Source organism: Variovorax sp. KBW07, from assembly GCF_003852515.1.
GTDB lineage: Bacteria > Pseudomonadota > Gammaproteobacteria > Burkholderiales > Burkholderiaceae_C > Variovorax.
The window spans coordinates 94,828-119,572 of sequence record NZ_QAJK01000024.1; the positions used below are offsets into that span (position 1 = coordinate 94,828).

The 24,745-nt window shown below is 65.7% G+C and carries 24 protein-coding genes; 10 read left to right on the top strand and 14 right to left on the bottom strand.

The window, feature by feature from the left end:
- Positions 1 to 4 precede the first annotated feature (4 nt).
- The 6 genes from DBV14_RS04980 to DBV14_RS05005 all read right to left on the bottom strand — a co-directional run bounded on the left by DBV14_RS04980 (position 5) and on the right by DBV14_RS05005 (position 7,757).
- Positions 5 to 1,168 (bottom strand): ABC transporter permease, encoded by a 1,164-nt coding sequence (locus tag DBV14_RS04980; RefSeq protein ID WP_260396817.1) that lies wholly within the window; start codon positions 1,166 to 1,168, stop codon positions 5 to 7.
- The gene (locus tag DBV14_RS04985) at positions 1,168 to 2,352 is read right to left on the bottom strand and encodes an ABC transporter permease (protein WP_124458085.1); all 1,185 of its coding nucleotides are present in this window, start codon (positions 2,350 to 2,352) and stop codon (positions 1,168 to 1,170) included. Before DBV14_RS04985 ends, DBV14_RS04980 begins: the two co-directional genes overlap by 1 nt.
- 19 nt (positions 2,353 to 2,371) lie before the next feature.
- A complete protein-coding gene (locus DBV14_RS04990; protein WP_185545924.1) occupies positions 2,372 to 3,355 on the bottom strand; it encodes an HlyD family secretion protein in 984 nt (327 codons plus the stop codon).
- 2 nt (positions 3,356 to 3,357) lie between these two features.
- Positions 3,358 to 4,755 carry a TolC family protein gene (locus DBV14_RS04995; protein ID WP_260396818.1) on the bottom strand — a complete coding sequence of 466 codons (1,398 nt, stop codon included), beginning with the start codon at positions 4,753 to 4,755 and terminating at the stop codon, positions 3,358 to 3,360.
- A gap of 118 nt (positions 4,756 to 4,873) precedes the next feature.
- The gene (locus DBV14_RS05000) at positions 4,874 to 5,242 is read right to left on the bottom strand and encodes a nuclear transport factor 2 family protein (RefSeq protein ID WP_124458087.1); all 369 of its coding nucleotides are present in this window, start codon (positions 5,240 to 5,242) and stop codon (positions 4,874 to 4,876) included.
- Between the two features lies 1 nt (position 5,243).
- Positions 5,244 to 7,757 (bottom strand): sodium-translocating pyrophosphatase, encoded by a 2,514-nt coding sequence (locus DBV14_RS05005; RefSeq protein ID WP_124458088.1) that lies wholly within the window; start codon positions 7,755 to 7,757, stop codon positions 5,244 to 5,246.
- 255 nt (positions 7,758 to 8,012) lie between these two features.
- On the opposite strand from DBV14_RS05005, the gene ppa reads away from it, so the two are divergent.
- Positions 8,013 to 8,540: an inorganic diphosphatase gene (gene ppa, locus DBV14_RS05010; protein WP_007834256.1), complete on the top strand. Its 528-nt coding sequence runs from the start codon at positions 8,013 to 8,015 to the stop codon at positions 8,538 to 8,540.
- A 39-nt stretch (positions 8,541 to 8,579) separates the two neighbouring features.
- Here the strand turns inward: ppa and DBV14_RS05015 are convergent, their stop codons facing one another.
- Both DBV14_RS05015 and DBV14_RS05020 read right to left on the bottom strand, forming a co-directional pair.
- The gene (locus DBV14_RS05015) at positions 8,580 to 9,332 is read right to left on the bottom strand and encodes a hypothetical protein (protein ID WP_124458089.1); all 753 of its coding nucleotides are present in this window, start codon (positions 9,330 to 9,332) and stop codon (positions 8,580 to 8,582) included.
- Between the two features lie 71 nt (positions 9,333 to 9,403).
- On the bottom strand, positions 9,404 to 10,558 hold the full coding sequence (locus DBV14_RS05020) for a GNAT family N-acetyltransferase (RefSeq protein ID WP_124458090.1): 1,155 nt from the start codon (positions 10,556 to 10,558) through the stop codon (positions 9,404 to 9,406).
- A gap of 19 nt (positions 10,559 to 10,577) precedes the next feature.
- Here DBV14_RS05020 and DBV14_RS05025 point away from each other — a divergent pair, with 19 nt between their 5' ends.
- The gene (locus tag DBV14_RS05025) at positions 10,578 to 12,275 is read left to right on the top strand and encodes an NAD+ synthase (RefSeq protein WP_124458091.1); all 1,698 of its coding nucleotides are present in this window, start codon (positions 10,578 to 10,580) and stop codon (positions 12,273 to 12,275) included.
- Entirely contained in the window at positions 12,272 to 12,610 is a 339-nt protein-coding gene (locus DBV14_RS05030) for a P-II family nitrogen regulator (RefSeq protein WP_019652991.1), read from the top strand. The genes DBV14_RS05025 and DBV14_RS05030 overlap by 4 nt, the downstream gene beginning before the upstream one ends.
- Before the next feature lie 52 nt (positions 12,611 to 12,662).
- Here DBV14_RS05030 and DBV14_RS05035 read toward each other — a convergent pair whose 3' ends face one another.
- Genes DBV14_RS05035 through DBV14_RS05060 form a run of 6 tightly spaced genes read right to left on the bottom strand, consistent with a single transcriptional unit; the run spans position 12,663 to position 16,127 of the window.
- Complete coding sequence (locus DBV14_RS05035; RefSeq protein WP_124458092.1) at positions 12,663 to 13,253, bottom strand: TIGR00730 family Rossman fold protein; 591 nt, start codon at positions 13,251 to 13,253, stop codon at positions 12,663 to 12,665.
- Between the two features lie 31 nt (positions 13,254 to 13,284).
- A complete protein-coding gene (locus DBV14_RS05040; RefSeq protein WP_124458093.1) occupies positions 13,285 to 13,692 on the bottom strand; it encodes a diacylglycerol kinase in 408 nt (135 codons plus the stop codon).
- A complete protein-coding gene (locus DBV14_RS05045) occupies positions 13,689 to 14,255 on the bottom strand; it encodes an RDD family protein (RefSeq protein WP_124458094.1) in 567 nt (188 codons plus the stop codon). The genes DBV14_RS05040 and DBV14_RS05045 overlap by 4 nt, the downstream gene beginning before the upstream one ends.
- A gap of 12 nt (positions 14,256 to 14,267) precedes the next feature.
- Positions 14,268 to 15,080: a DUF3106 domain-containing protein gene (locus DBV14_RS05050; protein ID WP_260396819.1), complete on the bottom strand. Its 813-nt coding sequence runs from the start codon at positions 15,078 to 15,080 to the stop codon at positions 14,268 to 14,270.
- A gap of 58 nt (positions 15,081 to 15,138) precedes the next feature.
- Positions 15,139 to 15,564: a DUF3619 family protein gene (locus DBV14_RS05055; protein ID WP_124458096.1), complete on the bottom strand. Its 426-nt coding sequence runs from the start codon at positions 15,562 to 15,564 to the stop codon at positions 15,139 to 15,141.
- Positions 15,561 to 16,127, bottom strand: a complete 567-nt coding sequence (locus DBV14_RS05060; protein WP_124458097.1) for an RNA polymerase sigma factor — start codon at positions 16,125 to 16,127, stop codon at positions 15,561 to 15,563. The genes DBV14_RS05055 and DBV14_RS05060 overlap by 4 nt, the downstream gene beginning before the upstream one ends.
- 281 nt (positions 16,128 to 16,408) lie before the next feature.
- Here DBV14_RS05060 and DBV14_RS05065 point away from each other — a divergent pair, with 281 nt between their 5' ends.
- The 7 genes from DBV14_RS05065 (at position 16,409) to DBV14_RS05095 (ending at position 24,702) form a co-directional block, all read left to right on the top strand.
- Positions 16,409 to 18,193, top strand: a complete 1,785-nt coding sequence (locus DBV14_RS05065; RefSeq protein ID WP_124458098.1) for an acetolactate synthase 3 catalytic subunit — start codon at positions 16,409 to 16,411, stop codon at positions 18,191 to 18,193.
- Positions 18,194 to 18,301: 108 nt separating this feature from the next.
- Entirely contained in the window at positions 18,302 to 18,793 is a 492-nt protein-coding gene (gene ilvN, locus DBV14_RS05070; protein WP_124458099.1) for an acetolactate synthase small subunit, read from the top strand.
- A 55-nt stretch (positions 18,794 to 18,848) separates the two neighbouring features.
- Positions 18,849 to 19,121, top strand: a complete 273-nt coding sequence (locus DBV14_RS05075; protein WP_124458100.1) for a DUF4282 domain-containing protein — start codon at positions 18,849 to 18,851, stop codon at positions 19,119 to 19,121.
- Between the two features lie 52 nt (positions 19,122 to 19,173).
- Entirely contained in the window at positions 19,174 to 20,190 is a 1,017-nt protein-coding gene (gene ilvC / locus DBV14_RS05080; protein ID WP_093240696.1) for a ketol-acid reductoisomerase, read from the top strand.
- Between the two features lie 182 nt (positions 20,191 to 20,372).
- A complete protein-coding gene (gene pssA / locus DBV14_RS05085; RefSeq protein WP_124458101.1) occupies positions 20,373 to 21,197 on the top strand; it encodes a CDP-diacylglycerol--serine O-phosphatidyltransferase in 825 nt (274 codons plus the stop codon).
- Between the two features lie 212 nt (positions 21,198 to 21,409).
- Positions 21,410 to 23,113 carry a 2-isopropylmalate synthase gene (gene leuA / locus DBV14_RS05090; protein WP_124458102.1) on the top strand — a complete coding sequence of 568 codons (1,704 nt, stop codon included), beginning with the start codon at positions 21,410 to 21,412 and terminating at the stop codon, positions 23,111 to 23,113.
- Positions 23,114 to 23,163: 50 nt separating this feature from the next.
- Entirely contained in the window at positions 23,164 to 24,702 is a 1,539-nt protein-coding gene (locus DBV14_RS05095) for a 2-isopropylmalate synthase (RefSeq protein ID WP_124458103.1), read from the top strand.
- Positions 24,703 to 24,745 lie beyond the last annotated feature (43 nt).

Here is a 24,745-nt window from a genome sequence, read left to right on the forward strand (position 1 = left end):
GAGCCTAAGAGCGCTTGGCGGCAGCGCGTGGCGTGGCCGCAAGCCACAGCGTGAGCAGCCCCGCGAGCGCCAGCGCCAGCAACACGCCCAGGTAGGGCAGCACGTCATGCAGCGGCGCGCCCATCTGGTTGAGCCGCAGCGAGGCCTGGATGCCCGCCGTGCTCGGAAAGAGCCACCTCAGCGCCTGCAACGGCCCCGGCAAGGCCTCGACCGGCCATGAGAAGCCCGAGAGAAACGCCATGGGCAATGCAGTGAACAGCAGCACCTGCAAGGCCCGCTCGCGGTCGCGGAACCAGCAGCCCAGCAGCAGGCCGAGCGTGCAGATCGCGGGCACGTAGAACGCGAGCAGCACCAGCGCTCCCCACGGATTGCCGCCGCGCGGGTAGTCCTGCAGGAAGAACACCCAGCCGAAGTAGAAAAGGCCGCTCAGGAAACCGAAGGCCGAGAGTGCGCCCAGTCGCCCCAGCCAGGCGCTCGCGGAGGCGCGCAGCCGGCCGGCTTCGGCCCATGTGCCGGCCAGCATGGCTACGCCCATCAGCAGCGTCTGCTGCAGGATCAGCAGCGCCACCGCCGGCACCACGTAGCTGCCATAGCCCTCGGTCGGGTTGAACAGCGCAACCAGCTGCGTGTTGAGCGGGCTGCGGCTGCGCGCCGCCTGGACGGCGCTTTGTCCACCGGCCTGCAGCTTGCGAATCTCGACACCCGCCGAGACCGTGCCGACCGCTTCCGAGAAGCCATACAGCACCGCCTTGTTCAGCAGCGCGTAGGCGCCGTTGCCCTCGATGGTGACCACCGCAGAGGTGCCGCGCAGCACGTTGCGCTTGAGTTCGGCCGGCAGCAGCGCATAACCCTCGATCTCGCCGCGCCACAGCGCCTGCTGCGCCTCGCGCACGTCGGCCGTGACCATCCGCACGTCGAGGCGCGGATTGGCCATGGCAAAGCGCGCGATCTGCCGCGACAGCCCGCTGTGGTCCTGGTCGACCACGGCCACCGGCACGCGCGTCACCGCCTGCGTGCCATAGGGCCACGGGTAGAAGAAGCCGTAGATGATGGGTGCGAGCAGCATGATCAGCAGCACGCCCTTGTCGCGCAGGACCGCGAGCGCGGTGTCGCGCCAGGCTGCGCCCAGCCGGGTGCGGCTCGCGTCGGTCGTTGTTGTCGTCGCCATCAGCGGCCACCCCACGAGTCGGGCGCCGCCGCTGCACGCACCAGCGCGCCAGCCGACGCGGCCAGCAGCACGGCGGTGCCCAGCACCATCCACAGCGGCGTGGCCGCCGAATAGGCCAGCGGCGCACCCATCTGGAACTGTTCCATCTGCACGCGGATGTAGTGCGTGTAGGGCAGCAGGGTGGCCCAGGCCTGCGCGAAGAAGGGCATGGCGACGAGAGGGAAGCCCACGCCGCCGAATGCGAAGGCCGGCGCCGTGATGAAGCCCGTGGCCGACAGCGCGGTGCGCAACGACCGCGTGAGGCTGGAGACGAAAGCACCGAGCGCAATCGACAGCGCAAGGAACACCACCAGCGCGAACAGCGTCCAGCCCACCGAGCCGACCGGGTGCCAGCCGCGTCCGGCCGTGATCCACAGCATGGCCGTGACGGCCACCACGGACAGGCTGGTGAAGGGCAGCACCAGCTTGCCCGCCAGCGCGGCCAGCGCCTCGTGCCAGCGCGGCGCGGTGCCCAGCCACTCGGCAAGGCTGCGGTCGCGCAGTTCGCGGCCCACCGCCCATGCACCCGCCGTCATCGCGAGGATGTGCAGCAGCGCCGGAATCAGCGCCGCACCCAGAAACTGCTCGTAATCGGTCGATGTGTTGAACAGCGCCACCATGCTCGCCTTGATCGGGTCCATGCTCACGCGCGCGGACTTCATCGATTCGCCGCGCTTGTTGCGCACCGTGAGCTCGACGCCGGCCGACACCGTGGCGACGGCGGTGCGCACGTCGCGCTGGATCAGGCTCGAGTGCGTGCCCAGCTGCGCGTTGTGCAGCAGCACGACCTGGCCGACGCGGCCCTGCTTGACGTCGCGGCTCAGGTCGCGCGGCAGCTGCACGGCGGCGTCGACGTCGCCGCTGGTCAACGCGCGTGCCATCGCGCCTTCGTCGCTGTACTGCTGCACCACGCGCAGGCCGGGCGTGGCATCGAGAAAGCGCACCAGCTGGCGCGAGAGGGCCGAATGATCCTGGTCGAGCACGCCGATGGGCAGTCGCTCGGGCAGGCCGGCGGAAAAAATCCACCAGATCAGAAAGACCGCGAGCAGCGGCACCCAGGAGATCATGGCCAGATCCCACGGACGCGTGCGCAGCAGCGCGAACTCGCGCCGTGCACTGGCTGCGGAAAAGCCTCTGAGGCTCATCGGGCGGTCCCGTGCAAGCTCAGTCGACCAGCACGCTCATGCCGGGCCGCGCGCCCTCGATGGGCTTCAGCGGCCGCGCGCGAACCTCGAAGGTGCGCACGTCGAAACCGGCGCCACCGCGCGTGGCACGCCAGGTCGCGAAGTCGGGCATCACGGCGCTGTAGTAGACCTTGAAGCGCGCCGTGCGCTTGTCTTCGGCCAGCGCGGGCAGGCGCGCGTCGAACTCGTTGCCGAGCGCGAAGCGGGCGAGCCGGTCTTCGCGCACGTTCAGCACCACCCACTGGTCGCTCAGGTCGACCACGGTGACCACGGCCACGCCCTGCGGCGACAGCTCGCCGACCTTGGCCAGCACCTTGGCCACTTCGCCGCCCACGGGGCTGCGCAATTCGGTCTCGGCCTTGGCGGCTTCCGCTTCGGCCACCACGCCGGCGACCTGGCGCGCCTGCGCGCTGGCCGCGGCCTTGTCTTCGGGGCGGGCACCGCTGCGCGCCATGTCGTACTGCGCCCGCGCCGCAATGGCGGCATCGCGCGAGGCTTTCCAGTTGGCCTCGGCTTCGTCGCGCTTCTGGTCGGCCACCAGGCCTTCGCGGGCCAGTCCGTCGACACGGCGGAACGAGGTCTGCGCCAGTTGCGCCGCGGTTTCCGCGCGTTGCCATTGCATGCGCGCCATCTCGACCTCTTGCGGCCGGGCGCCGTTCTGCGCCTTGTCGGCCACGGCCTGCGCGGCTTGTTCCGCGGCGGTGGCCTGCGCGAGCTTGGCCCGCACTTCGGGGCTGTCCATGCGGACCAGCACCGCGCCGGCCTGGATGCGGTCGCCTTCCTTCACGGCCACTTCGGCGATGCGCGCGGTGACCTTGCCGGCCACGTCGGTTTCGCGTGCCTCCATCTGGCCCTGGAACACTTCGGGCGCGGGCTGCGACGCGCGCCAGAAGCCCCAGACCAGCAGCGCCAGCACCAGCAGGGCGACGAAGATCGCAATCAGTTTTCGGGTCTTGGCACTCATCATCAATTCACCCTCACGTCGGCGCGCGCGATGTACTCGGAAAACTTGTCGGAAAGGCCCGCGCTTTCGAGCAGTTGCGCAAGCGCCTGCACGTAGTCGTTGGCGGCTTGCGCGCGCTCGGTCAGCACCTTGGCCTGGTTGGTTTCGGCGTCGATCAGGTCGAGCGTGGTGCTCGTGCCTTCGCGCAGGCCGGCGGTGCGCAGCTTGACGACTTCCTGCGCCAGCTCGACCGAGGCCTTCATTTCCAGGTACTGGCGGCGCGCGTTTTCCAGCGCGCGCCAGTTGCGCTCGACCAGCAGCGAGATGTCGCTGCGCGCCTGCGCATCGGTGCGTTCGGCCTGCTCGATCTGCTTCAGCGAAGAGGCAGAGAGGGCGTTGCGGTCGATGGAGTCGTAGAGGGTCCAGCGCACGCCCACGCCGGCCACCCAGTCGGCGTTGCCGCTCTTGAGTTCGCGCGTGCCGAAGGCAATGACCTGCGGGCGGCGCAAGGCTTCCTCGCCTTCATGCAGTTGCTCGGCCTGCGACTTCTTGGCCGCGACCTTGCCCAGGCCCGGGTGCCGCGTGAGCGCCGAATCGATGAAGTAGCCGAGCGGCTCGATGGGCGTGCTGATGAGAAACAACGGCGTCTGCGGCGCCACGCTGCCCTCGGCGCGCACCGTGCGCGCCAGTGCCACGGCAGCCAGTTCCGCGTCGTTCTCGGCCTTGCGCGCGTTGCGCCGGGCTTCTTCGTACGCGGCGCTGGCCTGCAGGCGCTCGACGCGCGAAATGACGCCGGCCGCGAGCATCTTCTGCGCCGCCGAATCGTGTTGCGCGATGGTGCGCTCGGCCTGGGCGCGCAGCGTGGCCGCGCGCTGCGCGAGCTGGGCGCCGAAATAGCGCTGCACCAGCAGCGTGTCGACCTCGTGGCCGGCCTGCTCGGCATCGGCCTGCGCTTCGCGCGCCTGCGCCGACACGAAGCCGCGCACCGCGTCGGTCGCGCCGCCCACGTAGATCGGCCAGACCGCCGAGATCGACGCATTGGCGCCGGTGTCGTGCCGGTTGAGCGTGTAGCTGTTGGGCAACTGCGGAATCGGCACGCGCGAGATGAAGCCCTGGATCGACGGCGGCAGCGACGAGCCGATCTGCCCGAGCTTCTGGTTGAGCGGGTCGAGGTCGAGGTTCAGGTTGGCGTTGTAGGCATAGGCCAGCCCAGAGATGCTGACCGACGGACCGCCCAGGCCCTTGACGCCTTCGCTCTGCAGTTCCTTCGACTCGACCGCGGCGCGCGCGGCGGCCAGCTTGTCGGAGCGGTCGACCATGCGGGCGCGGGCCGCATCGAAGCTCAGCGCCAGCGCGTTGTTGTCAGTGCGCGCCTGGGCGAAGGCGCTGGCGCCGCCCACTGCCAGGGGCAGCAGCGACACCAGCAAGGGAAAGAGAAGAGGGCGGACGAAGAAAGAAAAAGAATGGGCGACAGGGCGGGTCGCCGCGGCCGCCAAGGAGGAGTCTCTTTGCGGCATGGTCAGCTCGATCATCCGCGGGTCAGGCCGGCTTTCTCTGTGCCGGGTCGTAGAAGAACTGCTCTTCGGCAATGCGCTCGCCCTCCCAGCGCTGCCAGGCAATTTCTTCCATGCGCATGCGGGCGCCTCCCTTGAAGGTGAATTCGAAGATCCAGTGGATGGCCACGTGGTCCCCGTTCACCAGCACCGGCCGCACGCAGGTGGAAACCACCGTTTCGGTGCGGTCGAGCACAGCCGATTCCTGTGCCACCAGCGTGCTGCGGCCGCGCCGCGGCTCGGCCTGGTTTTCGCGCATGGTGGCGTCTTCGGTGTAGTAGTCCTCGATGACTTTGGCATGCGCGCCGCCTTCGACGGCGGCGATGAAGGATTCGAGTCGTTCGGGTGTGGGCATTTCAGGACTTTACCTTGACCTCCACGCGGCGGGCCTCGGAGGCCGGGCCGTCGGCCTGCGACTGCTCGGGCTTGGCGAGCTCGATCTTGTCTTCGGGCGCACCGGCGGCCTTCAGCGCGTCGCTGACGGCCATGGCGCGCTGCTTGGCCAGCTCGGCATTTTTCGCGGGGTCGCCACTGGCATCGTGGTAGCCGCTCACCAGCACGGTGCTGCCGCTCTGCACCGCCTTGATGACGTCGGCCAGCGCCTCCTTGGCGTTGGGCGCCACCTCGGCGCTGGCGCTGGCGAAGTAGAACTTCACCACGCCGTTCTCGACCTTCACCGCGGCGGCTTCGGCCGCTGCGACCCCGGCCGCCGCGACGGCAGCGGCCGGCGTGGCCGGTGCGGTTGCCGCCGGAGCGCTCACGGCCGGTGGCATCTCCACCTTGGCCGGCACGGCCGCCGCCGCATCGCCGGCGTGGAATTTCACCACCAGCGGCACGATCAGCAGCGCCACGATGTTGATGATCTTGATCAGCGGGTTGACGGCCGGGCCGGCGGTGTCCTTGTAGGGGTCGCCCACGGTGTCGCCGGTGACGGCTGCCTTGTGCGCCTCGGAGCCCTTGCCGCCGTGGTGGCCGTCTTCGATGTACTTCTTGGCGTTGTCCCATGCACCGCCGCCCGTGCACATCGAGATCGCGACGAAGAGGCCGGTAACGATGGTGCCCATCAGCAGGCCGCCCAGCGCCTTCGGCCCGAGCAGCAGGCCGACAAGAATCGGCACCACCACCGGCAGCAGCGAGGGGATCATCATTTCCTTGATGGCCGCGCCGGTCAGCATGCCCACGGCCTTGCCGTACTCGGGCTTGCCGGTGCCTTCCATGATCCCGGGGATCTCGCGGAACTGGCGGCGCACTTCTTCCACCACCGCACCGGCCGCGCGGCCCACGGCTTCCATCGCCATCGCGCCGAACAGGTAGGGGATCAGGCCGCCGATGAAGAGGCCGACGATCACCATCGGATCGCTCAGGTTGAAGCTGATGTTCAGCCCGAAGCTCTCCAGCTTGTGGGTGTAGTCGGCAAAGAGCACCAGCGAGGCGAGGCCGGCCGAGCCGATGGCGTAGCCCTTGGTCACGGCTTTCGTCGTGTTGCCGACCGCGTCGAGCGGATCGGTCACGGCGCGCACGCTGTCGGGTAGCTCGCTCATCTCGGCGATGCCGCCGGCGTTGTCGGTGATGGGGCCGTAGGCGTCAAGCGCGACCACGATGCCGGCCATGCTCAGCATGGACGTTGCAGCCACCGCAATACCGAACAGGCCGGCCAGCGAATAGGAAGCCAGGATCGCGATGCACACGAAGATCACCGGCCAGGCCGTCGAGCGCATCGAGACGCCCAGGCCCGCGATGATGTTGGTGCCGTGGCCCGTGGTCGAGGCCTGCGCGATGTGCTGCACCGGCTTGTATTGCGTGCCGGTGTAGTACTCGGTCACCCACACCAGCGCGGCCGTGAGCGCCAGGCCCACGAAGCAGGCGCCGAACAGCTTGAGCTGGCTGCCGCTCGCGGCGATGGCGTTGTCGGGAATGATCCAGCTCGTGACGAACCAGAACGCGATCAGCGACAGGATGCCCGCGACGGCCAGGCCCTTGTAGAGCGCCGGCATCACGTTGACCATGCCCGGCGAAGCCTTCACGAAGAAGCAGCCGATGATCGACGCGATGATCGACACGCCGCCCAGTGCGAGCGGGTACAGCACCGCGTTCAGCGGCGCCGCAGTGACCATCAGTGCACCCAGCACCATGGTGGCGATGAGCGTGACCGCATAGGTCTCGAACAGGTCGGCCGCCATGCCGGCGCAGTCGCCGACGTTGTCGCCCACGTTGTCGGCGATCACCGCCGGGTTGCGCGGATCGTCTTCAGGAATGCCGGCCTCGACCTTGCCCACCAGGTCGGCGCCGACGTCCGCGCCCTTGGTGAAGATGCCGCCGCCCAGCCGCGCGAAGATCGAGATCAGCGACGAGCCGAAGGCAAAGCCGATCAGCGGGTTGAGGATGGCGGCCAGGCCGTGGTCAGCCTTGGGTGCGCTGCCGGCCAGGAACCAGTAGAAGCCGGTCACGCCCAGCAGGCCCAGGCCGACCACCAGCATGCCGGTGATGGCGCCGCCGCGGAACGCCACGTCGAGCGCCGGGCCGATGCCCTTGGTGGCCGCCTGCGCGGTGCGCACGTTGGCGCGCACCGACACGTTCATGCCGATGAAGCCGCAGGCGCCCGAGAGCACCGCGCCGACCACGAAACCCACCGCCGTGGTCAGGTCGAGGAAGAGGGCGATGAGCACCGCCAGGATGACGCCGACCACCGCGATGGTGGTGTACTGCTTGGCAAGGTAGGCCGAGGCGCCGGCCTGGATGGCGGCGGCAATTTCCTGCATCCGGGCGTTGCCCGGGTCCTTGGCGAGAATCCAACTTCGGGCCCAGAAACCGTAGCCGACGGCCACGAGGCCGCAGACGATGGCGAGTATCAGGGGGGTGTTGCCGATCATGCTTTGCTTCTCCATTCGTTCGTTGTGACTTGTGGAGACGGACAGCATGGGCCCTGCGCACAACGCGTACGGGACCATGTTCTCCGCCGCGTTGCTTCCTCGAAGCTCGCTGCACCCGAAGGTGAGGAGCCGATTGGCCAACGGTTGCAATTTACAGGCAAAAACGCGGGCGTGTGCGACCGCCCGGTGACACGGAAAGTAAACTCAGGGTTTGTCCCCGTCCCCCTCATACTTTTCAACTACTCGAAAAACGTCATGTCCTTCGACAAAGTCTCCCCCGGCAAGAACGTTCCCGACGCCTTCAATGTCGTGATCGAAATCCCCATGAACGCCGACCCGATCAAGTACGAAGTCGACAAGGAATCGGGCGCGATCTTCGTCGACCGTTTCATGACGACGGCCATGTACTACCCGGCCAACTACGGCTACGTGCCGCAGACGCTGTCGGGCGACGGCGACCCGGTCGACGTGCTGGTGATCGCCCCGTACCCGCTGCTGCCGGGCGTGGTGGTGCCGTGCCGCCCCCTGGGCATCCTGATGATGGAAGACGAAGCCGGCGTCGACGGCAAGGTGCTGGCCGTGCCCACCGACAAGGTGCTGCCGATCTACAGCCACTGGAAGTCGGTCGACGACGTGAACCCGATGCGCCTGAAGGCCATCAGCCACTTCTTCGAGCACTACAAGGACCTGGAAGCAGGCAAGTGGGTCAAGGTGCTGGGCTGGGAAGGCATCGATGCCGCCAAGAAGGAAGTGCTCGATGGCATCGCCGCGTACAAGAAGTAACTTTCTTCGCTTGAAGGACGGCCCGGATGCTCCGGGCTGTCAGGCCCGGACCGCTTCTGCGGCCAGCCGCATCCATTCGCGGTTGACGTCTCGCGCATGCGAGTTCCAATGGCGCGCCGCCTGCTGGAGCTCGCTCCACTGGCGCTGCGCGCCAGCGGTGTCGCCTTGTTGGGCCAGCCACGCAATGAAGCGGGCACGTATTTCCACGGTGTTGTAGCTGTTCAGCGCAGCCTCGAAGGCTTCGCGCGCTTCCGGCGTGCGGCCCTCGGCGGCGAGCGCGCGGGCGTTCAGCACGGCGACTTCGTCCTTGCGGTAGTCGTCGCGCACCGCACGCAGGCTTTGCAACGCCTGCTGCGCCTCGCGGGCCGAGGCCGGGCCGCCCTCGGCGATCAGCGCACTGGCCAGGCCGAACTGCAGTTCGGGGTCGGAAGCGAAGGGGCCTTTCAGCGCGTCGCGGTAGTGCCCGACGGCATCGGCTGCCTGGCCGCGATCCAGGGCCGCTTTGGCGAGCCGCAGCTTGTTCTGTGCCGTGGGGGCCAGGTCGTAGGCATCGGCGGCGGCGCGGTATTCACGCTCGGGGTCGAGGAAGCCGATGGCCGCGTTGGCCACCTTGCCCGCGGTGCGCTGCATGCGCGAGGCCGGCAGGTACTCGACCACGAAGTACACGATGCTGCCGAGCAGCGGGAAGCTGAAAAGAATGATCAGCCAGTAGATCTGCTTGCCGTGGCGCATGGCGTGCACGGCGAAGAACAGTGCGATGAGGACGTGCAGCCCCAGTCCGACGAATGGCATCGAAATCCCTCCTTGTTGTCTTGATATTGGGCGCGTTTATAGCAGCCCCGGGAGGCGATTTGGCGGCCCGATCAGGCTGCCTTGAACGGGCTGCGCTCGCCCAGGTGGTCCATGTAGTTTTGGATGCCCGCGCCTTCGCGTTCGAGAAAGCGCTCGACCGCATCGGAGAACGCCGGATGCGCGAGCCAATGGGCGCTGGTGGTCTTCACGGGCATCAAGGCGCGCGCCATCTTGTGCTCGCCCTGGGCGCCGCCCTCGAAGCGCTTGGCGCCGTGCGCGATGCACCAGGCCAGCGGCTGGTAGTAGCAGGCCTCGAAGTGCAGGCAATCGACGCGTTCCAGGGCGCCCCAGTAGCGGCCGTAGGCGACGAGCGGCTCGTCCGCCTGCGTCGACAGTGCGATCAGGCTGGCGGCCATGGGCTTGCCGTCGCGTTCGGCAATGAACAGCAGCCAGGCCTCGGGCAGCGTGTCGGCCATGCGCTGGAAGAAGTCGCGCGTGAGGTAGGGCGGATTGCCGTGCTCGCGGTAGGTGCGCTCGTAGCAGCGGTAGAAGAAGTCCCAGTCGGCCTTCGAGATATCGGCGCCGCGCGACCAGCGAAAACTCACGCCGGCATCGGCCACCTTGCGGCGCTCCTGGCGGATCTTCTTGCGCTTGTCGTGGGCCAGGCTGGCGAGGAAGGCGTCGAAGTCGGGGTAGGCTGCGTTCGTCCAGTGGAATTGAACTGTGTTGCGCAGCATCAGCCCGGCCTCGGTGCAGGCTGCAATGTCTGCGTCGGCGCCGAACAGCAGGTGCAGCGACGACAGTTCTTCCTGCTTGCACAGCGCGACCAGCGCCTGCACCAGCAGCGTGCGGCTCTGCGCATCGCGCGCCAGCAGGCGCGTGCCGGGCACCGGGGTGAAGGGCACGGCGACCACGGCCTTGGGGTAGTAGGCCAGGCCGTGCTGTTCGTAGGCGTTGGCCCAGGCCCAGTCGAAGACGTATTCGCCGTACGAATGGTCCTTGATGTAGAACGGGCAGGCGGCTGCCAGCTGCTCGCCGCGCCACAGCGTGACGAACTGCGGCGTCCATCCGCTCGCGGGCGAGGCGCTGCCGCTTTCGTGCAGCGCCGACAGGTATTCGTGGCGCATGAAAGGCGAGGGCTCGGCCTCGCCGGCCAGCAGCGCGTTCCAGGCTTGCGGGCTCACGTCCGACGGCGACGCCAGAACCCGAATGACATAATCGTTCAAGCCTTTTTCTTCCTTCTGTATGACGCTCAAGCTTGCCATCGCGCAACTCAATTTTGTGGTGGGCGACCTCGTCGGCAACGCGAAAAAGATCGTCGATGCCGCGCGGCTGGCGCATGCGCAAGGCGCGCGCCTGCTGCTGACGCCGGAACTCTCGATTGCCGGCTACGCGGCCGAGGACCTGTTCCTGCGTCCCGCTTTCACCGAAGCCTGTGATGATGCCGTGAAAGGCATTGCCGCTGCTTTGGCCGACCTCAAAGACATGGTCGTGGTGGTGGGGCATCCAACGGGCGGCAGCCTGCGCAGCCGCTCGGTGGCGGTGCAGATGCGGCACAACGCGGCCAGCGTCATCAAGGAGGGCCGCATCCTCGAAACCTACGCCAAGCGCGAGCTGCCGAATTACCAGGTGTTCGACGAGCGCCGCTACTTCACGCCGGGGCAGGGCACCTGCGTGTTCGAGGCGGGCGGCGTTTCGGTCGGCCTGCTGATCTGCGAAGACGCCTGGTTCGACCAGCCGGCCGAGCTGGCCCGCGAGAGCGGCGCCGAGGTGCTCGCGGTGATCAATGCGTCGCCTTATCACGTGGGCAAGGAAGGCGAGCGGGTGGCGCGCATGGCCGACCGGGCCCGTGCGGTGGGCCTGCCGCTGGTCTACGCGCACCTGGTCGGCGGGCAGGACGAGGTGGTGTTCGATGGCGCCTCGTTCGCGCTGCAGGCCGATGGCGCGGTCGCCATGCAGGCCCAGAGCTTCAAGGAGGGCGTGGTCTTTGCGCAGTTGGGGCGCGCACCGCAAGGCGGCATCGGCTTCGTGGCCGAGCCCGGCGCCATCGCGGCCCCGCGCGACGCCGAAGCGCAGCTCTGGGACGCGCTGGTGCTCGGCGTGCGCGACTACATCGGCAAGAACGGTTTTCCGGGCGCCATCCTGGGGCTCTCGGGCGGTATCGACTCCGCCTTGGTGCTTGCCATTGCCGTCGATGCACTGGGCAAGGACAAGGTGCGCGCGGTGATGATGCCTTCGCCTTACACCGCCGACATCAGCTGGATCGATGCGCGCGACATGGCAGGGCGGCTGGGCGTGCGCTACGACGAAATTTCGATCAGGCACACCTTCGAGTCGTTCAAGGGCGCGCTGGCCGAGGAATTCAAGGGCCTGCCCGAGGACACCGCCGAGGAAAACCTCCAGGCCCGCATTCGCGGCACGCTGCTGATGGGGCTGTCGAACAAGTTCGGATCGATCGTGCTCACCACCGGCAACAAGAGCGAAATGGCCACCGGCTACTGCACGCTCTATGGCGACATGGCGGGTGGCTTCGCGGTCATCAAGGATCTGCTGAAGACCACGGTGTTCGCCCTGGCGCGCTGGCGCAATGCCCATGACCCCTACGGCACCGGCACCGAGCCGATTCCCGAGCGGATCATCACGCGCCCTCCCAGCGCCGAGCTTCGGCCGGACCAGACCGATCAAGACAGCCTGCCGCCCTACGACATCCTCGACGGCATCCTGGCACGCTACATGCAGGACGATGAAAGCATCGACGAGATCATTGCCGCGGGCTACGACCGCGCGGTGGTCGAACGGGTTGCGCGGCTCATCAAGGTCAACGAATACAAGCGGCGCCAGGCGCCGGTAGGCATCCGGGTCACCCATCGAAGCTTCGGCAAGGATTGGCGTTACCCTATCACCAGCAAATTCAACGAAACCGCCGGAGCACAAAACCCATGAAGCAGATCACCGCCATCGTCAAACCCTTCAAGCTCGAGGACGTGCGCGAGGCCTTGGCCGAAGTGGGCGTCACCGGCCTGACCGTGACCGAAGTCAAGGGCTTCGGCCGCCAGAAGGGGCACACCGAGCTCTACCGCGGCGCTGAATACGTGGTCGACTTTTTGCCCAAGATGAAGGTCGAAGTGGTCGTCAACGAGGCCGACGTGGAGCGCTGCATCGAAGCCATCGTGAATTCCGCGCGCACCGGGAAGATCGGCGACGGAAAGATCTTTGTCACGGCCGTGGAGCGCATCGTGCGCATCCGCACGGGCGAAGAAAACGAAAACGCAGTCTGACAAGGCACAAAGCCCCCTCGCGGGGGGCTTTGTCGTTCGTTGAAGGCAGGCGTCAGAGGTTTTCCGACAGCCTGTCTTCGCGCGGATGGAGCGGCACCTCGGCGCGCAGGGCCGTCAGCAGTTCGGTCGCATCGGTGCCGGTGCGAATCAGTTCCATCTGCCATTCGCCCATGAAGCCCTCGCGCACGCTGTGCGCCAGGAAGCCCAGCAGTCCGTCGTAGTAGCCGGCGGTGTTGAGGATGCCGGTCGGCTTGTCGTGGTAGCCGAGCTGGCGCCAGGTCCAGATCTCGAACAGTTCCTCGAAGGTGCCGATGCCGCCCGGCAGCGCCACGAAGGCGTCGGCGCGTTCGCCCATCATGGCCTTGCGCTCGTGCATGGTGTCGACCACGTGCAGCTCGTCGCACAGCGGGTTGGCAAGCTCCTTGTCGACCAGTGCCTTGGGAATGATGCCGACGACGCGGCCGCCGGCGGTGCGTGTGGCCTCGGCCACCGTGCCCATCAGGCCGGTGCGGCCGCCGCCGTAGACCAGTTGGCCGCCGTGCTGGCCGATCCATTGGCCGACCGCTTGCGCGGCCTGGGAAAACTCGGGGCGCTCGCCGGGGCGCGAGCCGCAATACACACAGATCGAAAATTCAGGATTCATCCCGCCATCATGCCGCAGCCCGCGGGCCTTCTCATGACATGAAGCGTTGCCACAGCGCGGCGACCCAGATGCCCCCGCACAGCGTGAGCGACAGCAGCACGGCGGCGCTGCCCATGTCCTTGGCGCGCTTGGAAAGGTCGTGCCATTCGGGACCGATGCGGTCGATGGCGGCTTCCACGGCGGTGTTGAGCAGCTCGACGATCATCACCAGGATGGCGCTGCCCGCGAGCAGTGCCACTTCGACCCAGCTGCGCCCGAGCCAGAAGGCCGCCGGAATCATCACCATCGACAGGATGGCTTCCTGGCGAAAGGCGGGTTCGCTCCAACCGGCACGCAGGCCGTGCAGCGAGATCAGCGTGGCATGCCAGACGCGCTCGAAACCCTTGCGGGCCTTCTGCGGGTTGACGGCGGGATCGGGCAGGTCGGGCAAGGCACTCATCGGCGGCTCATCGGTTTGGAGGTGATGAGCCGCGTACCGGCCCAGGCGTCGTGCCAGAACTGGCGGTCGGGGTGAAAACGTGCGAGCAGGGCCCAGACGGCGATCCAGCCGAGCAGCAGGACCAGCGTTTCGACCACGGGCACGCCCATCAGGGGGTGAAGTGCTAGGGGCGGCAGCAGCCAGATCCAGCTCAGCACGTAGCGGAAAAAGGCGCGCAACTGGGTGACCGGGCGGCCTTGCGTGTCGACGATGCGGATGTTCCAGGTTTTCATGCCCAGCGTCTGGCCCTTGCTCCAGAACCAGATGAAGTACACGCCGAACACCACGAACAGGTAGGCCAGCAGCAGCGGGCGGCGTGTTTCATCGACGGCATTGCGCATCTGGCTGAGCGCACTGAAAAGCCAACCGGCCGTCATGGCCACGGCGAACAGCAGCATGCCCTCGTAGAGCCAGCAGGCCATGCGGCGCCAGAGGCCGGGCACCGTTGAAGCAAAGGTGCTGCTCGTGATGGAGGCGGGAGCGGGCTGATCTGGTCCCGAAGCCTCGGGCGTACTGGAAACCATCGAAGCCTTGGGTCAGGGGGCGGAGGAAGACGGCTCGGTCGCCGAGGAAGGCGCTGGCACCTGGGCTTCGGCCGGCACCGGCTGGGGTGTGACGCTCGCCGCCGGGGAGGGCGCCGGAGGCATCGTGGCGCTTGTTGTGCTTGCGGGGGCGCGCTCCGGGGGCGAGGCCACCATGATCGTCGCCGGTGCCGTTGTCGGGGCCGGCGGCGGTGCCAGCAGGTTTCTTGGCGTGTGCTGCCCGCTCGGCGTGACGGCTGGCACGGGAACGAGCTTTTGCGCGGAAACTGGGCGCACCGGAATGGCCGCGCCGCGGGGCTTTGCCGGGGCGCTCTCGGCGAGCTTGCGCTTTTCTTCTTCGCTCAAGGCCTGGTACTGCTCCCATTTGACCTTGCGCTCGTCGGCGGGAATGCGCTTGACCTCGGCGAAGTTCAGGCGAGCCTGGGCGCGCTGCTGGTTGCTCAGGGCCGCCCATTCGATCATGCGGCTGTGCAGGGTGACCTGGTCTTCGGCCGACATGCTCGCGTAGTTGCGCGACAGCACCAGCCACTTGCGTTTTTGCCCCGAGTTCAGGGTGTTCCAGTGCGGAATTAGCGGCTTCAGCGCTTGCTGCTGCTCGGCGGTGAGCTCGCTCCAGAGCGGCTTGGTGGGCGACACGGCCTTGGGGCTCGTGGCCGCCGCGGAAGAGGTTGCCGATGCCGCTGCGCCAGTGGCCTTTGCCGATGCCTCGGGATGGATCTGGGCGTGGGCCTGGGCCAGCGTGAGGCCGAAGGCGGCGACTGCAAGCGCGCCCGCCCAAACGACTGCGCCCGCCGGGAGCGGGCGCAACGGGCGGGGGGTGTTCGCGCTGGGGGTGGAGCGGCGTCGCATTCGTTCGGTGAGAAGTTCAGTCGGAGGCGCTGTCGGCCTTCAGGAATTGGGCAAAACCAGGGTCGGTATAGGCGGCAGGCGGCAAGTCGCCGGTCAGGAGCGCGGAATCGACTTCGGCCAGTTCGCTGGCGCGGTCGTCGTCCTGCATCACGCTGATGGTGATGAGTCCGGCCACGAGCGCGATCAGCGGCACCACCGAACCGATGCGGGTCCACCAGCTGCCACCCAGCACGGCGGTATGGCCCGACTGCACCACGACGGGCGCAGTTCGCAACTGCGGCGGCAGCTTGCGCGCGGCCACGGCCTGGGCGCGCGCCACGCGCAGGCGTTCGCCGATGTCGTGCGGCAGCTCGCTGTTGCCGCTCGACAGGCGGGCAGCCAGGCGCTGTCCGAACTGGTCTTCGGCGGCGGTTGACGATGAGGTTGGAACCTTAGTGTTCATAGCGATATTCCCTTGGCCTTGAGCGCCTTGCTCAGAGCGTGAACGGCTCGCGAACAATGGGTTTTGACACTGCCTTCGGAGCAGCCCATCGCGGCGGCCGTCTCTGCGACGTCCATTTCCTCCCAGTAACGCATCAGGAAAGCCTCGCGTTGACGGCCCGGCAATGCGGCGATCTGCTCCTCGATCTCGTGGAAGACCTGGGCGCGGCGGGTCGTGTCTTCGGCGCTCTCCGTTTCCCTAGAGTCGGTGGGCGAGACGAAGTTCTCCAGCAGGTCGAAATCTCCGTCGTCGTCGACGGAATCGAAGTCGCTGAGGTTCGAGAACAGGGCGCGGCGGGTTTTCTGGCGGCGGAACCAGTCGAGCGTGCAGTTCGACAGGATGCGCTGGAACAGCATCGGCAGCTCGTTGGTCGGCTTGTCGCCGTAGTGCTGCGCCAGCTTCATCATGCTGTCCTGCACGATGTCGAGCGCCGCTTCTTCGTCCCGCACGTGATAGACCGAGCGCTTGAAAGCGCGCCGTTCGACGCTTTTCAGGAAGTCGGAGAGTTCTTGTTCAGTGGCCAAGCGAGAAGGGGCGCAAGGGGCGCCGCGTGGGGAAGATGTGTCTGGCGATCGCGTATGTTTACCGCCGGGGATTATGCCTTTGTGTCTTTACACGACAGCTGAAGCGAATCTGAACGCCCGGAAATGTCATAATCCGCCCTGCAAGTCAAAAGGCAAACGGGTCAAGGTCCGGCGGAACATCAGTCCGCTCATGGCCATGGCCTCAAGTCCTGGCGCGGCCTCACAAGGGTTGGCAAGGGGCACCCAAGGTATTTCGTTCCCGAAATAAACAAAGGTTGATCATGGAAATCTCCAAGGCGGAAATCATTTCCGCAGCCGCTGCGTCCTCAGGCGCCGGCAACACCACGCAAGAGCTCATGGGCGCTGAAGTGCTGATCAAGGCACTGCAGGCCGAAGGCGTTCAGTACGTCTGGGGCTATCCCGGCGGCGCGGTTCTCTACATCTACGACGCGTTCTACAAGCAGGACACCATCCAGCACGTGCTGGTGCGCCACGAGCAGGCCGCCGTTCATGCGGCCGACGGCTATGCGCGCGCCACCGGCGAAGTGGGCGTGGCGCTGGTCACTTCCGGCCCCGGCCTGACCAATGCGGTCACCGGCATCGCCACGGCGTACATGGACTCGATCCCGATGGTGATCATCTCGGGCCAGGTGCCGACGGCAGCCATCGGCCTCGATGCTTTCCAGGAATGCGACACGGTCGGCATCACCCGTCCCATCGTCAAGCACAACTTCCTCGTCAAGGATCCGAAGGATCTGGCCATGACGATGAAGAAGGCCTTCCACATCGCACGCAGCGGCCGTCCGGGCCCGGTGGTGGTGGACGTGCCCAAGGACGTTTCCTTCAAGAAGGTGCCCTACGCCGGCTATCCCGACAAGGTCGAGATGCGCTCGTACAACCCGGTGCGCAAGGGCCACGGCGGCCAGATCCGCAAGGCGCTGCAGCTGCTGCTGGCGGCCAAGCGTCCGTACATCTACACCGGCGGCGGCGTGCTGCTGGGCAATGCCTGCAACGAACTGCGCACGCTGGTCGACATGCTGGGCTATCCGGTCACCAACACGCTGATGGGCCTGGGCGCCTACCCGGCGAGCGACCGCAAGTTCCTCGGCATGCTGGGCATGCACGGCACCATCGAAGCCAACAACGCGATGCAGAACTGCGACGTGCTGCTGGCCGTGGGCGCGCGCTTCGATGACCGCGTGATCGGCAACCCCAAGCATTTCGCGCAGAACGAACGCAAGATCATTCACGTCGACATCGATCCGTCGAGCATCTCCAAGCGCGTGAAGGTCGACATCCCGATCGTCGGCGACGTGAAGGACGTGCTCACCGAGCTGATCTCGATGATCCGCGAGAGCACCACCAAGCCCGACGCCGGTGCGCTGGCCGACTGGTGGAAGACCATCGAGGCCTGGCGTTCGCGCGACTGCCTCAAGTACGACCGCGACAACAAGGACGTCATCAAGCCGCAGTACGTGGTCGAGACCCTCTGGAACATGACCAAGGACGCCGACGCGTACATCACGTCGGACGTGGGCCAGCACCAGATGTGGGCCGCGCAGTACTACCGCTTCGACGAGCCGCGCCGCTGGATCAATTCGGGTGGCCTGGGCACCATGGGCGTCGGCATTCCGTACGCCATGGGCATCAAGCTGGCAAAGCCCGATTCGGAAGTGTTCACCATCACCGGCGAAGGCTCGGTGCAGATGTGCATCCAGGAACTCTCCACCTGCCTGCAATACAACACGCCGATCAAGATTTGCTCGCTCAACAACCGCTACCTGGGCATGGTGCGCCAGTGGCAGGAGATCGAATACTCCGGCCGCTACAGCCACAGCTACATGGATGCACTGCCGAACTTCGTGAAGCTCGCCGAGGCCTATGGCCACGTCGGCATGCTGATCGAGCGTCCACAAGACGTGGAGCCCGCGTTGCGCGAAGCACGCAAGCTCAAGGACCGCACGGTGTTCATGGACTTCCGTACCGACCCCACCGAGAACGTGTTCCCGATGGTGAAGGCCGGCATGGGCATCACCGAGATGCTGTTGGGTTCCGAAGATCTCTGACCGATCTTCGGCGCATTCGCTTAACTCTTCACTGACGAATCTATTGCCCGCCAAGCCCGCGCATTACCGTGCGCGGGGGAGGGCGGCGAAAAGAGGAGTCACGCAAACATGAAACACATCATTGCAGTGCTGCTGGAAAACGAGCCGGGTGCTCTTTCCCGCGTGGTGGGCCTTTTTTCGGCCCGTGGCTACAACATCGAATCGCTGACCGTCGCGCCGACCGAGGACCCGAGCCTCTCGCGCATGACCATCGTCACGACCGGTTCCGATGACGTGATCGAGCAGATCACCAAGCACCTGAACCGCCTGATCGAAGTCGTGAAGGTCGTCGATCTCACCGAAGGCGCCTACACCGAGCGCGAGCTCATGATGGTGAAGGTGCGCGCGGTGGGCAAGGAGCGCGAGGAAATGATGCGCATGGCCGAGATTTTTCGCGGCCGCATCATCGACGTGACGGACAAGAGCTACACCATCGAACTCACCGGCGATCACGGTAAAAACGACGCTTTTCTTGAAGCGATCGACCGTAGCGCTATCCTCGAGACTGTCCGCACCGGTGCCAGCGGCATCGGGCGCGGCGAGCGCATCCTGCGCGTGTAGGGGGTGAAGATCCCCTCAGTTTCATCGTTTATCAACACGACATGAGGAGAAGGTAATGCAAGACTTGCTGGGCTTCGACAAGATGGTGACCCCTATCGTCATCCGGGTACTGTATTTCCTGGGATTGATCGGGGTATTGATTACCGGGGTCGGCACGCTTTTCAGCGGCGGCCTCAGAGGGGTGCTTGCCGGCCTCGCCATTCTGGTCTTCGGCGCGATCATGGTTCGCGTCTACAGCGAATTGCTGATCCTGCTGTTCCGCATTCACGACAACCTCGTGTCCATCAACCAGCAAATGAAGGACCGGAATTCTTCCGGCCAACTGTGAGTGAACGGCACCCCCGCGAGGGGGTGCCAGAGATTAAATAGGAAAGACGCATATGAAGGTTTACTACGACAAGGACGCGGATCTCAGCCTCATCAAGGGCAAGACGGTCGCAATCATCGGTTATGGGTCGCAAGGCCATGCGCACGCGCAGAACCTGAACGACAGCGGCGTCAAGGTCGTGGTCGGCCTGCGCAAGGGCGGCGCTTCGTGGGACAAGGTCGGCAAGGCCGGCCTGCAGGTCGCCGAAGTCGCTGACGCAGTGAAGTCGGCCGACGTGGTCATGATCCTGCTGCCCGACGAGCAGATCGCCAACGTCTACAAGAACGACGTGGCCCCGCACATCAAGGAAGGCGCTTCGCTCGTCTTCGCGCACGGCTTCAACGTGCACTATGGTTTCGTGCAGCCGCGCGCCGACCTCGACGTGTGGATGGTCGCTCCCAAGGCTCCGGGCCACACGGTGCGCAGCACGTACACGCAAGGTGGCGGCGTGCCTCACCTCGTGGCCGTGCACCAGGACAAGACCGGCAAGGCGCGTGACCTCGCGCTGAGCTACGCCACCGCCAACGGCGGCGGCAAGGCCGGCATCATCGAGACCAACTTCCGCGAAGAAACCGAAACCGACCTGTTCGGCGAACAAGCGGTTCTGTGCGGCGGTACGGTCGAGCTGATCAAGGCTGGTTTCGAAACGCTGGTGGAAGCTGGCTATGCGCCCGAAATGGCGTACTTCGAATGCCTGCATGAGCTCAAGCTGATCGTCGACCTGATCTATGAAGGCGGCATCGCCAACATGAACTACTCGATCTCGAACAACGCCGAATACGGCGAGTACGTCACGGGCCCGCGCATCGTGACCGACGAGACCAAGAAGGTCATGAAGCAAGTGCTGAAGGACATCCAGACCGGCGAATACGCAAAGAGCTTCGTGCTCGAAGCCGCCGCCGGCCAGCCCACGCTGATCAGCCGCCGTCGCCTGGGTGCAGAGCACCAGATCGAAGTTGTCGGTGAAAAGCTGCGCGCGATGATGCCCTGGATCAAGAAGAACAAGCTGGTCGACCAGACCCGCAACTGATCTTGCTGGCAAAGGGTGCTTCGGCACCCGTTTCCCAAGGGCCACCCGTCGCGGTGGCCCTTTTGTTTGACGGGGGCAAAGCATCCCCTGAACTACACTGCGAACCATGCGACCCACAGACCAAGACGCTATCGAATGGATAGCTGACCGCGCAGTGCCCACGAGGGACGGAGGCAAATTCAATGCATGACGATACGGTTCCCGACGAGGTGCAGCCGCGCAAACGCCGCAAAGGCATCTACATCCTGCCGAACCTGTTCACGCTGGCGGCGTTGTTCGGCGGTTTCTATTCGGTCGTGATGGCCATGAACGCGCGCTTCGATCTCGCGGCGCTCGGCGTGTTCGCCGCGATGATTCTCGACAGCCTCGATGGCCGCGTCGCGCGCATGACCAACACGCAAAGCGCGTTCGGCGAGCAGATGGATTCGCTGTCCGACATGGTGTCGTTCGGTGCCGCGCCCGCGCTGATCGCCTACGAGTGGTCGCTCAAGGGCCTGGGCCGCTGGGGCTGGATCGCGGCCTTCGTGTACTGCGCCTGCGCGGCACTGCGGCTGGCGCGCTTCAACGTCAACACCGGCGTGGTCGACAAGCGCTGGTTTCAGGGCCTGCCTTCGCCCGCGGCGGCAGCGCTGGTGGCTGGCTTCATCTGGCTGGTGGACGAGTGGGGCAAGCGCGGCGGCGAGGTGCTGTATCTCTCGTGGACGCAGATCACCTGGGTCACTTTCGCGTTCACGCTGTATGCGGGCCTGACGATGGTCACCAACGCGCCGTTCTACAGCTTCAAGGACATCCAGATGAAGAAGAGCGTGCCCTTTGCCGCGATCGTGCTGATCGCGCTGGGCATCGCGGTCATCAACATCCATCCGCCGACGGTGCTGTTCGGTCTCTTCGTCATCTACGGCCTGAGCGGCTATGTGGTCTACGGATGGCGCAAGGCCAAGGGCCAGCCGGCCAGCGTGATCAGCACGTCGACCGAAGAGCCCGACGAACGCGGCCTGCATAACTGAGCGAGCCCGCGGGCCTTCACAAGCCCGCAAAGGCTGTGCTACATTCGCAACCCTCATGACCAAGATTTCGCTGCTGGCCCTACTAGCCCTCCCTCACGGGCGGAGACGGTAGCGCACGCGCAAATCCCTCACCACGGCCCGTTCGCACCAGCAACGGGCCGTTTGTTTTTTGGGGTTGCTGGTTGATTACCAACCATTACAGAGAAATCGACATGCTCAAGCAACCTCAAGCCAAATACCGCGCATTCGCCCCGATCGGCCTCAAGGACCGTACCTGGCCCGATGCCGTGCTGACCAAGGCCCCGATCTGGCTGTCGACCGATCTGCGTGATGGCAACCAGGCGCTGGTGGAGCCCATGGACATCGCCCGCAAGATGCGCATGTTCGAGACGCTCGTGGCCATCGGCTTCAAGGAAATCGAAGTCGGCTTTCCTTCCGCTTCGCAGGTCGAATTCGACTTCGTGCGCAAGCTCATCGAAGAAGACCGCATTCCCGACGACGTGACGATCCAGGTGTTGACGCAGGCACGCGACCACCTCATTGCACGCACTTTCGAATCTTTGCAGGGCGCACCGCGTGCCATCGTGCACCTGTACAACGCAGTGGCCCCGGTGATGCGCCGCGTGGTGCTCGGCATGAACGAAGACCAGATCGTCGAGCTCGCCAGCAGCCATGCGCGCATGTTCAACGACTTCGCTGCCAAGCAGCCGGCCACGAAGTGGACCTTCCAGTATTCGCCTGAAATGTTCTCGGGCACCGATGTCGTGTTTTCCAAGCGCGTGGTCGATGCGGTCACCGAAGTCTGGGCGCCGACGCCCGAGCACAAGTGCATCGTCAACCTGCCCACGACGGTCGAGCATTCCACGCCGAACATCTTTGCCGACATGATCGAGTGGATGCACCGCAACCTGGCGCGCCGCGATTCGATCATTCTGTGCGTGCACCCGCACAACGACCGCGGCACCGGCACGGCCGCGGGCGAGCTGGCGTTGATGGCCGGCGCAGAGCGCATCGAAGGCTGCCTCTTCGGCAACGGCGAGCGCACCGGCAACCTCGACCTCGTGAACGTCGCGCTCAACCTCTATACGCAAGGCGTGTCGCCGGAACTCGATTTCTCGAACATCGACGAGATCCGTGCCACGGTCGAGCACTGCAACCAGATTCCCGTGCACCCGCGCCATCCGTACGTGGGCGACCTGGTCTACACCTCGTTCTCGGGCTCGCACCAGGATGCGATCAAGAAGGCCTTTGCTGCGCGCAAGGAAGGCGACATCTGGGACATGCCCTACCTCCCGATCGATCCGAAGGACGTGGGCCGCAGCTACGAAGCCGTGATCCGCGTCAACAGCCAGTCGGGCAAGGGCGGCATGGCCTACCTGCTCGAAAGCGAGTACGGCATCGAGATGCCGCGCCGCCTGCAGATGGAATTCATGCAGACCGTGCAGCGCGTGATGGACGTGGCCGGCAAGGAACTCACCGCGGCCGACCTCTGGGACCTGTTCGTGCGCGAATACGGCATCGAGACCGCCCATTCGCTGCAGCACCGCGTGATCGAGGAAGAAGGCGAGGGCGCCAATGCCTCCGTGGTGCTGCGTGGCGACCTGCCATGGGACGGCGAGATCCGCGCCATCGAAGGCCGCGGCAACGGGCCCATCGATGCCTTCACGCAGGCGCTGAGCAAGGCCACCGGCCACACGGTGCGCGTGATGGACTACCACCAGCACGCCATCGGCGCCGGCGCCGATGCGAAGTCGGTGGCGTACCTCGAGCTGCGCGTCGACGAATCGCAGACCCTGTTCGGCGTCGGCATCGATGCCAACGTGATCTCTGCGTCTCTGAAGGCCATCGTCTCGGGCGTGGAGCGGGCGCGGAGCCGGGGCGCGCGCAGCGCACAATCGGCGGTTGAAGTCGCCTGACGCTCCCTCCACGGGGTGCGCAAGGTGGAAACGAACAAAGGAGATTCACGATGGCTGACCAACTCATAATTTTCGACACCACCTTGCGCGATGGCGAGCAATCGCCCGGCGCCTCGATGACGCGCGACGAAAAGATGCGCATCGCCAAGCAGCTGGAGCGGCTCAAGGTCGACGTCATCGAAGCCGGCTTCCCTGCCAGCTCGAACGGCGACTTCGAGGCCGTCAAGGCGATTGCCGATGCCATCAAGGATGCGTCGGTGTGCGGCCTCTCTCGCGCCAACGACCGCGACATCTCGCGCGCTGCCGAGGCTCTGAAGGGCGCGGCGCGTGGCCGCATCCACACCTTCATCGCCACGTCGCCGCTGCACATGGAAAAGAAGCTGCGCATGTCGCCCGACGAGGTGCATGAGCAGGCCAAGCTGGCCGTGCGCTTTGCGCGCAACCTGGTGGCCGACGTCGAGTTCAGCCCCGAAGACGGATACCGCAGCGACCCCGACTTCCTGTGCCGCGTGATCGAAACCGTCATCAACGAAGGCGCCACCACCATCAACGTGCCCGACACCGTCGGCTACGCCATTCCCGAGCTGTACGGCAACTTCATCAAGATGCTGCGCGAGCGCGTGCCCAACAGCGACAAGGCGATCTGGTCGGTGCATTGCCACAACGACCTCGGCATGGCCGTGGCCAATTCGCTGGCCGGCGTGAAGATCGGCGGCGCCCGCCAGGTCGAATGCACCATCAACGGTCTGGGCGAACGCGCGGGCAATTGCTCGCTCGAAGAGGTGGTCATGGCGGTCAAGACCCGCAAGGACTACTTCGGGCTCGACCTGCGTATCGACACCCAGCACATCGTGGCCGCGAGCCGCATGGTGAGCCAGACCACCGGTTTCGTGGTGCAGCCCAACAAGGCGGTGGTGGGCGCCAATGCCTTTGCGCATGCCTCCGGCATTCACCAGGACGGCGTGCTCAAGGCGCGCGACACCTACGAGATCATGCGGGCCGAAGACGTGGGCTGGACGGCCAACAAGATCGTGCTGGGCAAGCTCAGCGGCCGCAATGCCTTCAAGCAGCGCCTGAACGACCTGGGCGTGACCATGGCCAGCGAAGCCGACATCAATGCCGCGTTTTCCCGCTTCAAGGAGCTGGCCGACCGCAAGTCTGAAATTTTCGACGAAGACATCCTCGCGCTCGTCAGCGCGGAAGAGGTGTCGAACGTTGGTGAGCAGTTTGCTTTCGTCTCTCTCTCCCAGCACAGCGAAACCGGCGAGCGCCCCCAGGCGACAGTCGTGTTCACCGTCCAGGGCAAGGAAGTGACCGGCGAGTCCGACGGGAATGGCCCGGTGGATGCTTCCCTCAAGGCCATCGAGTCGCACGTCAAGAGCGGCGCCGAAATGGTTCTTTACTCTGTAAACGCCATCAGTGGCTCGACGGAAAGCCAGGGAGAAGTTACAGTCCGGTTACAAAACGCAGGGCGGGTGGTCAACGGTGTGGGTGCAGACCCAGACATCGTGGTCGCCTCGGCAAAGGCTTATTTGAGTGCGCTCAACAAGTTACAGAGCCAAGCTGAGAGAGTGGCAGCGCAAGGTTAGGTTTTCAGGCGTTCCTTGGTATTCGATTGAAGAAGAGGATGCA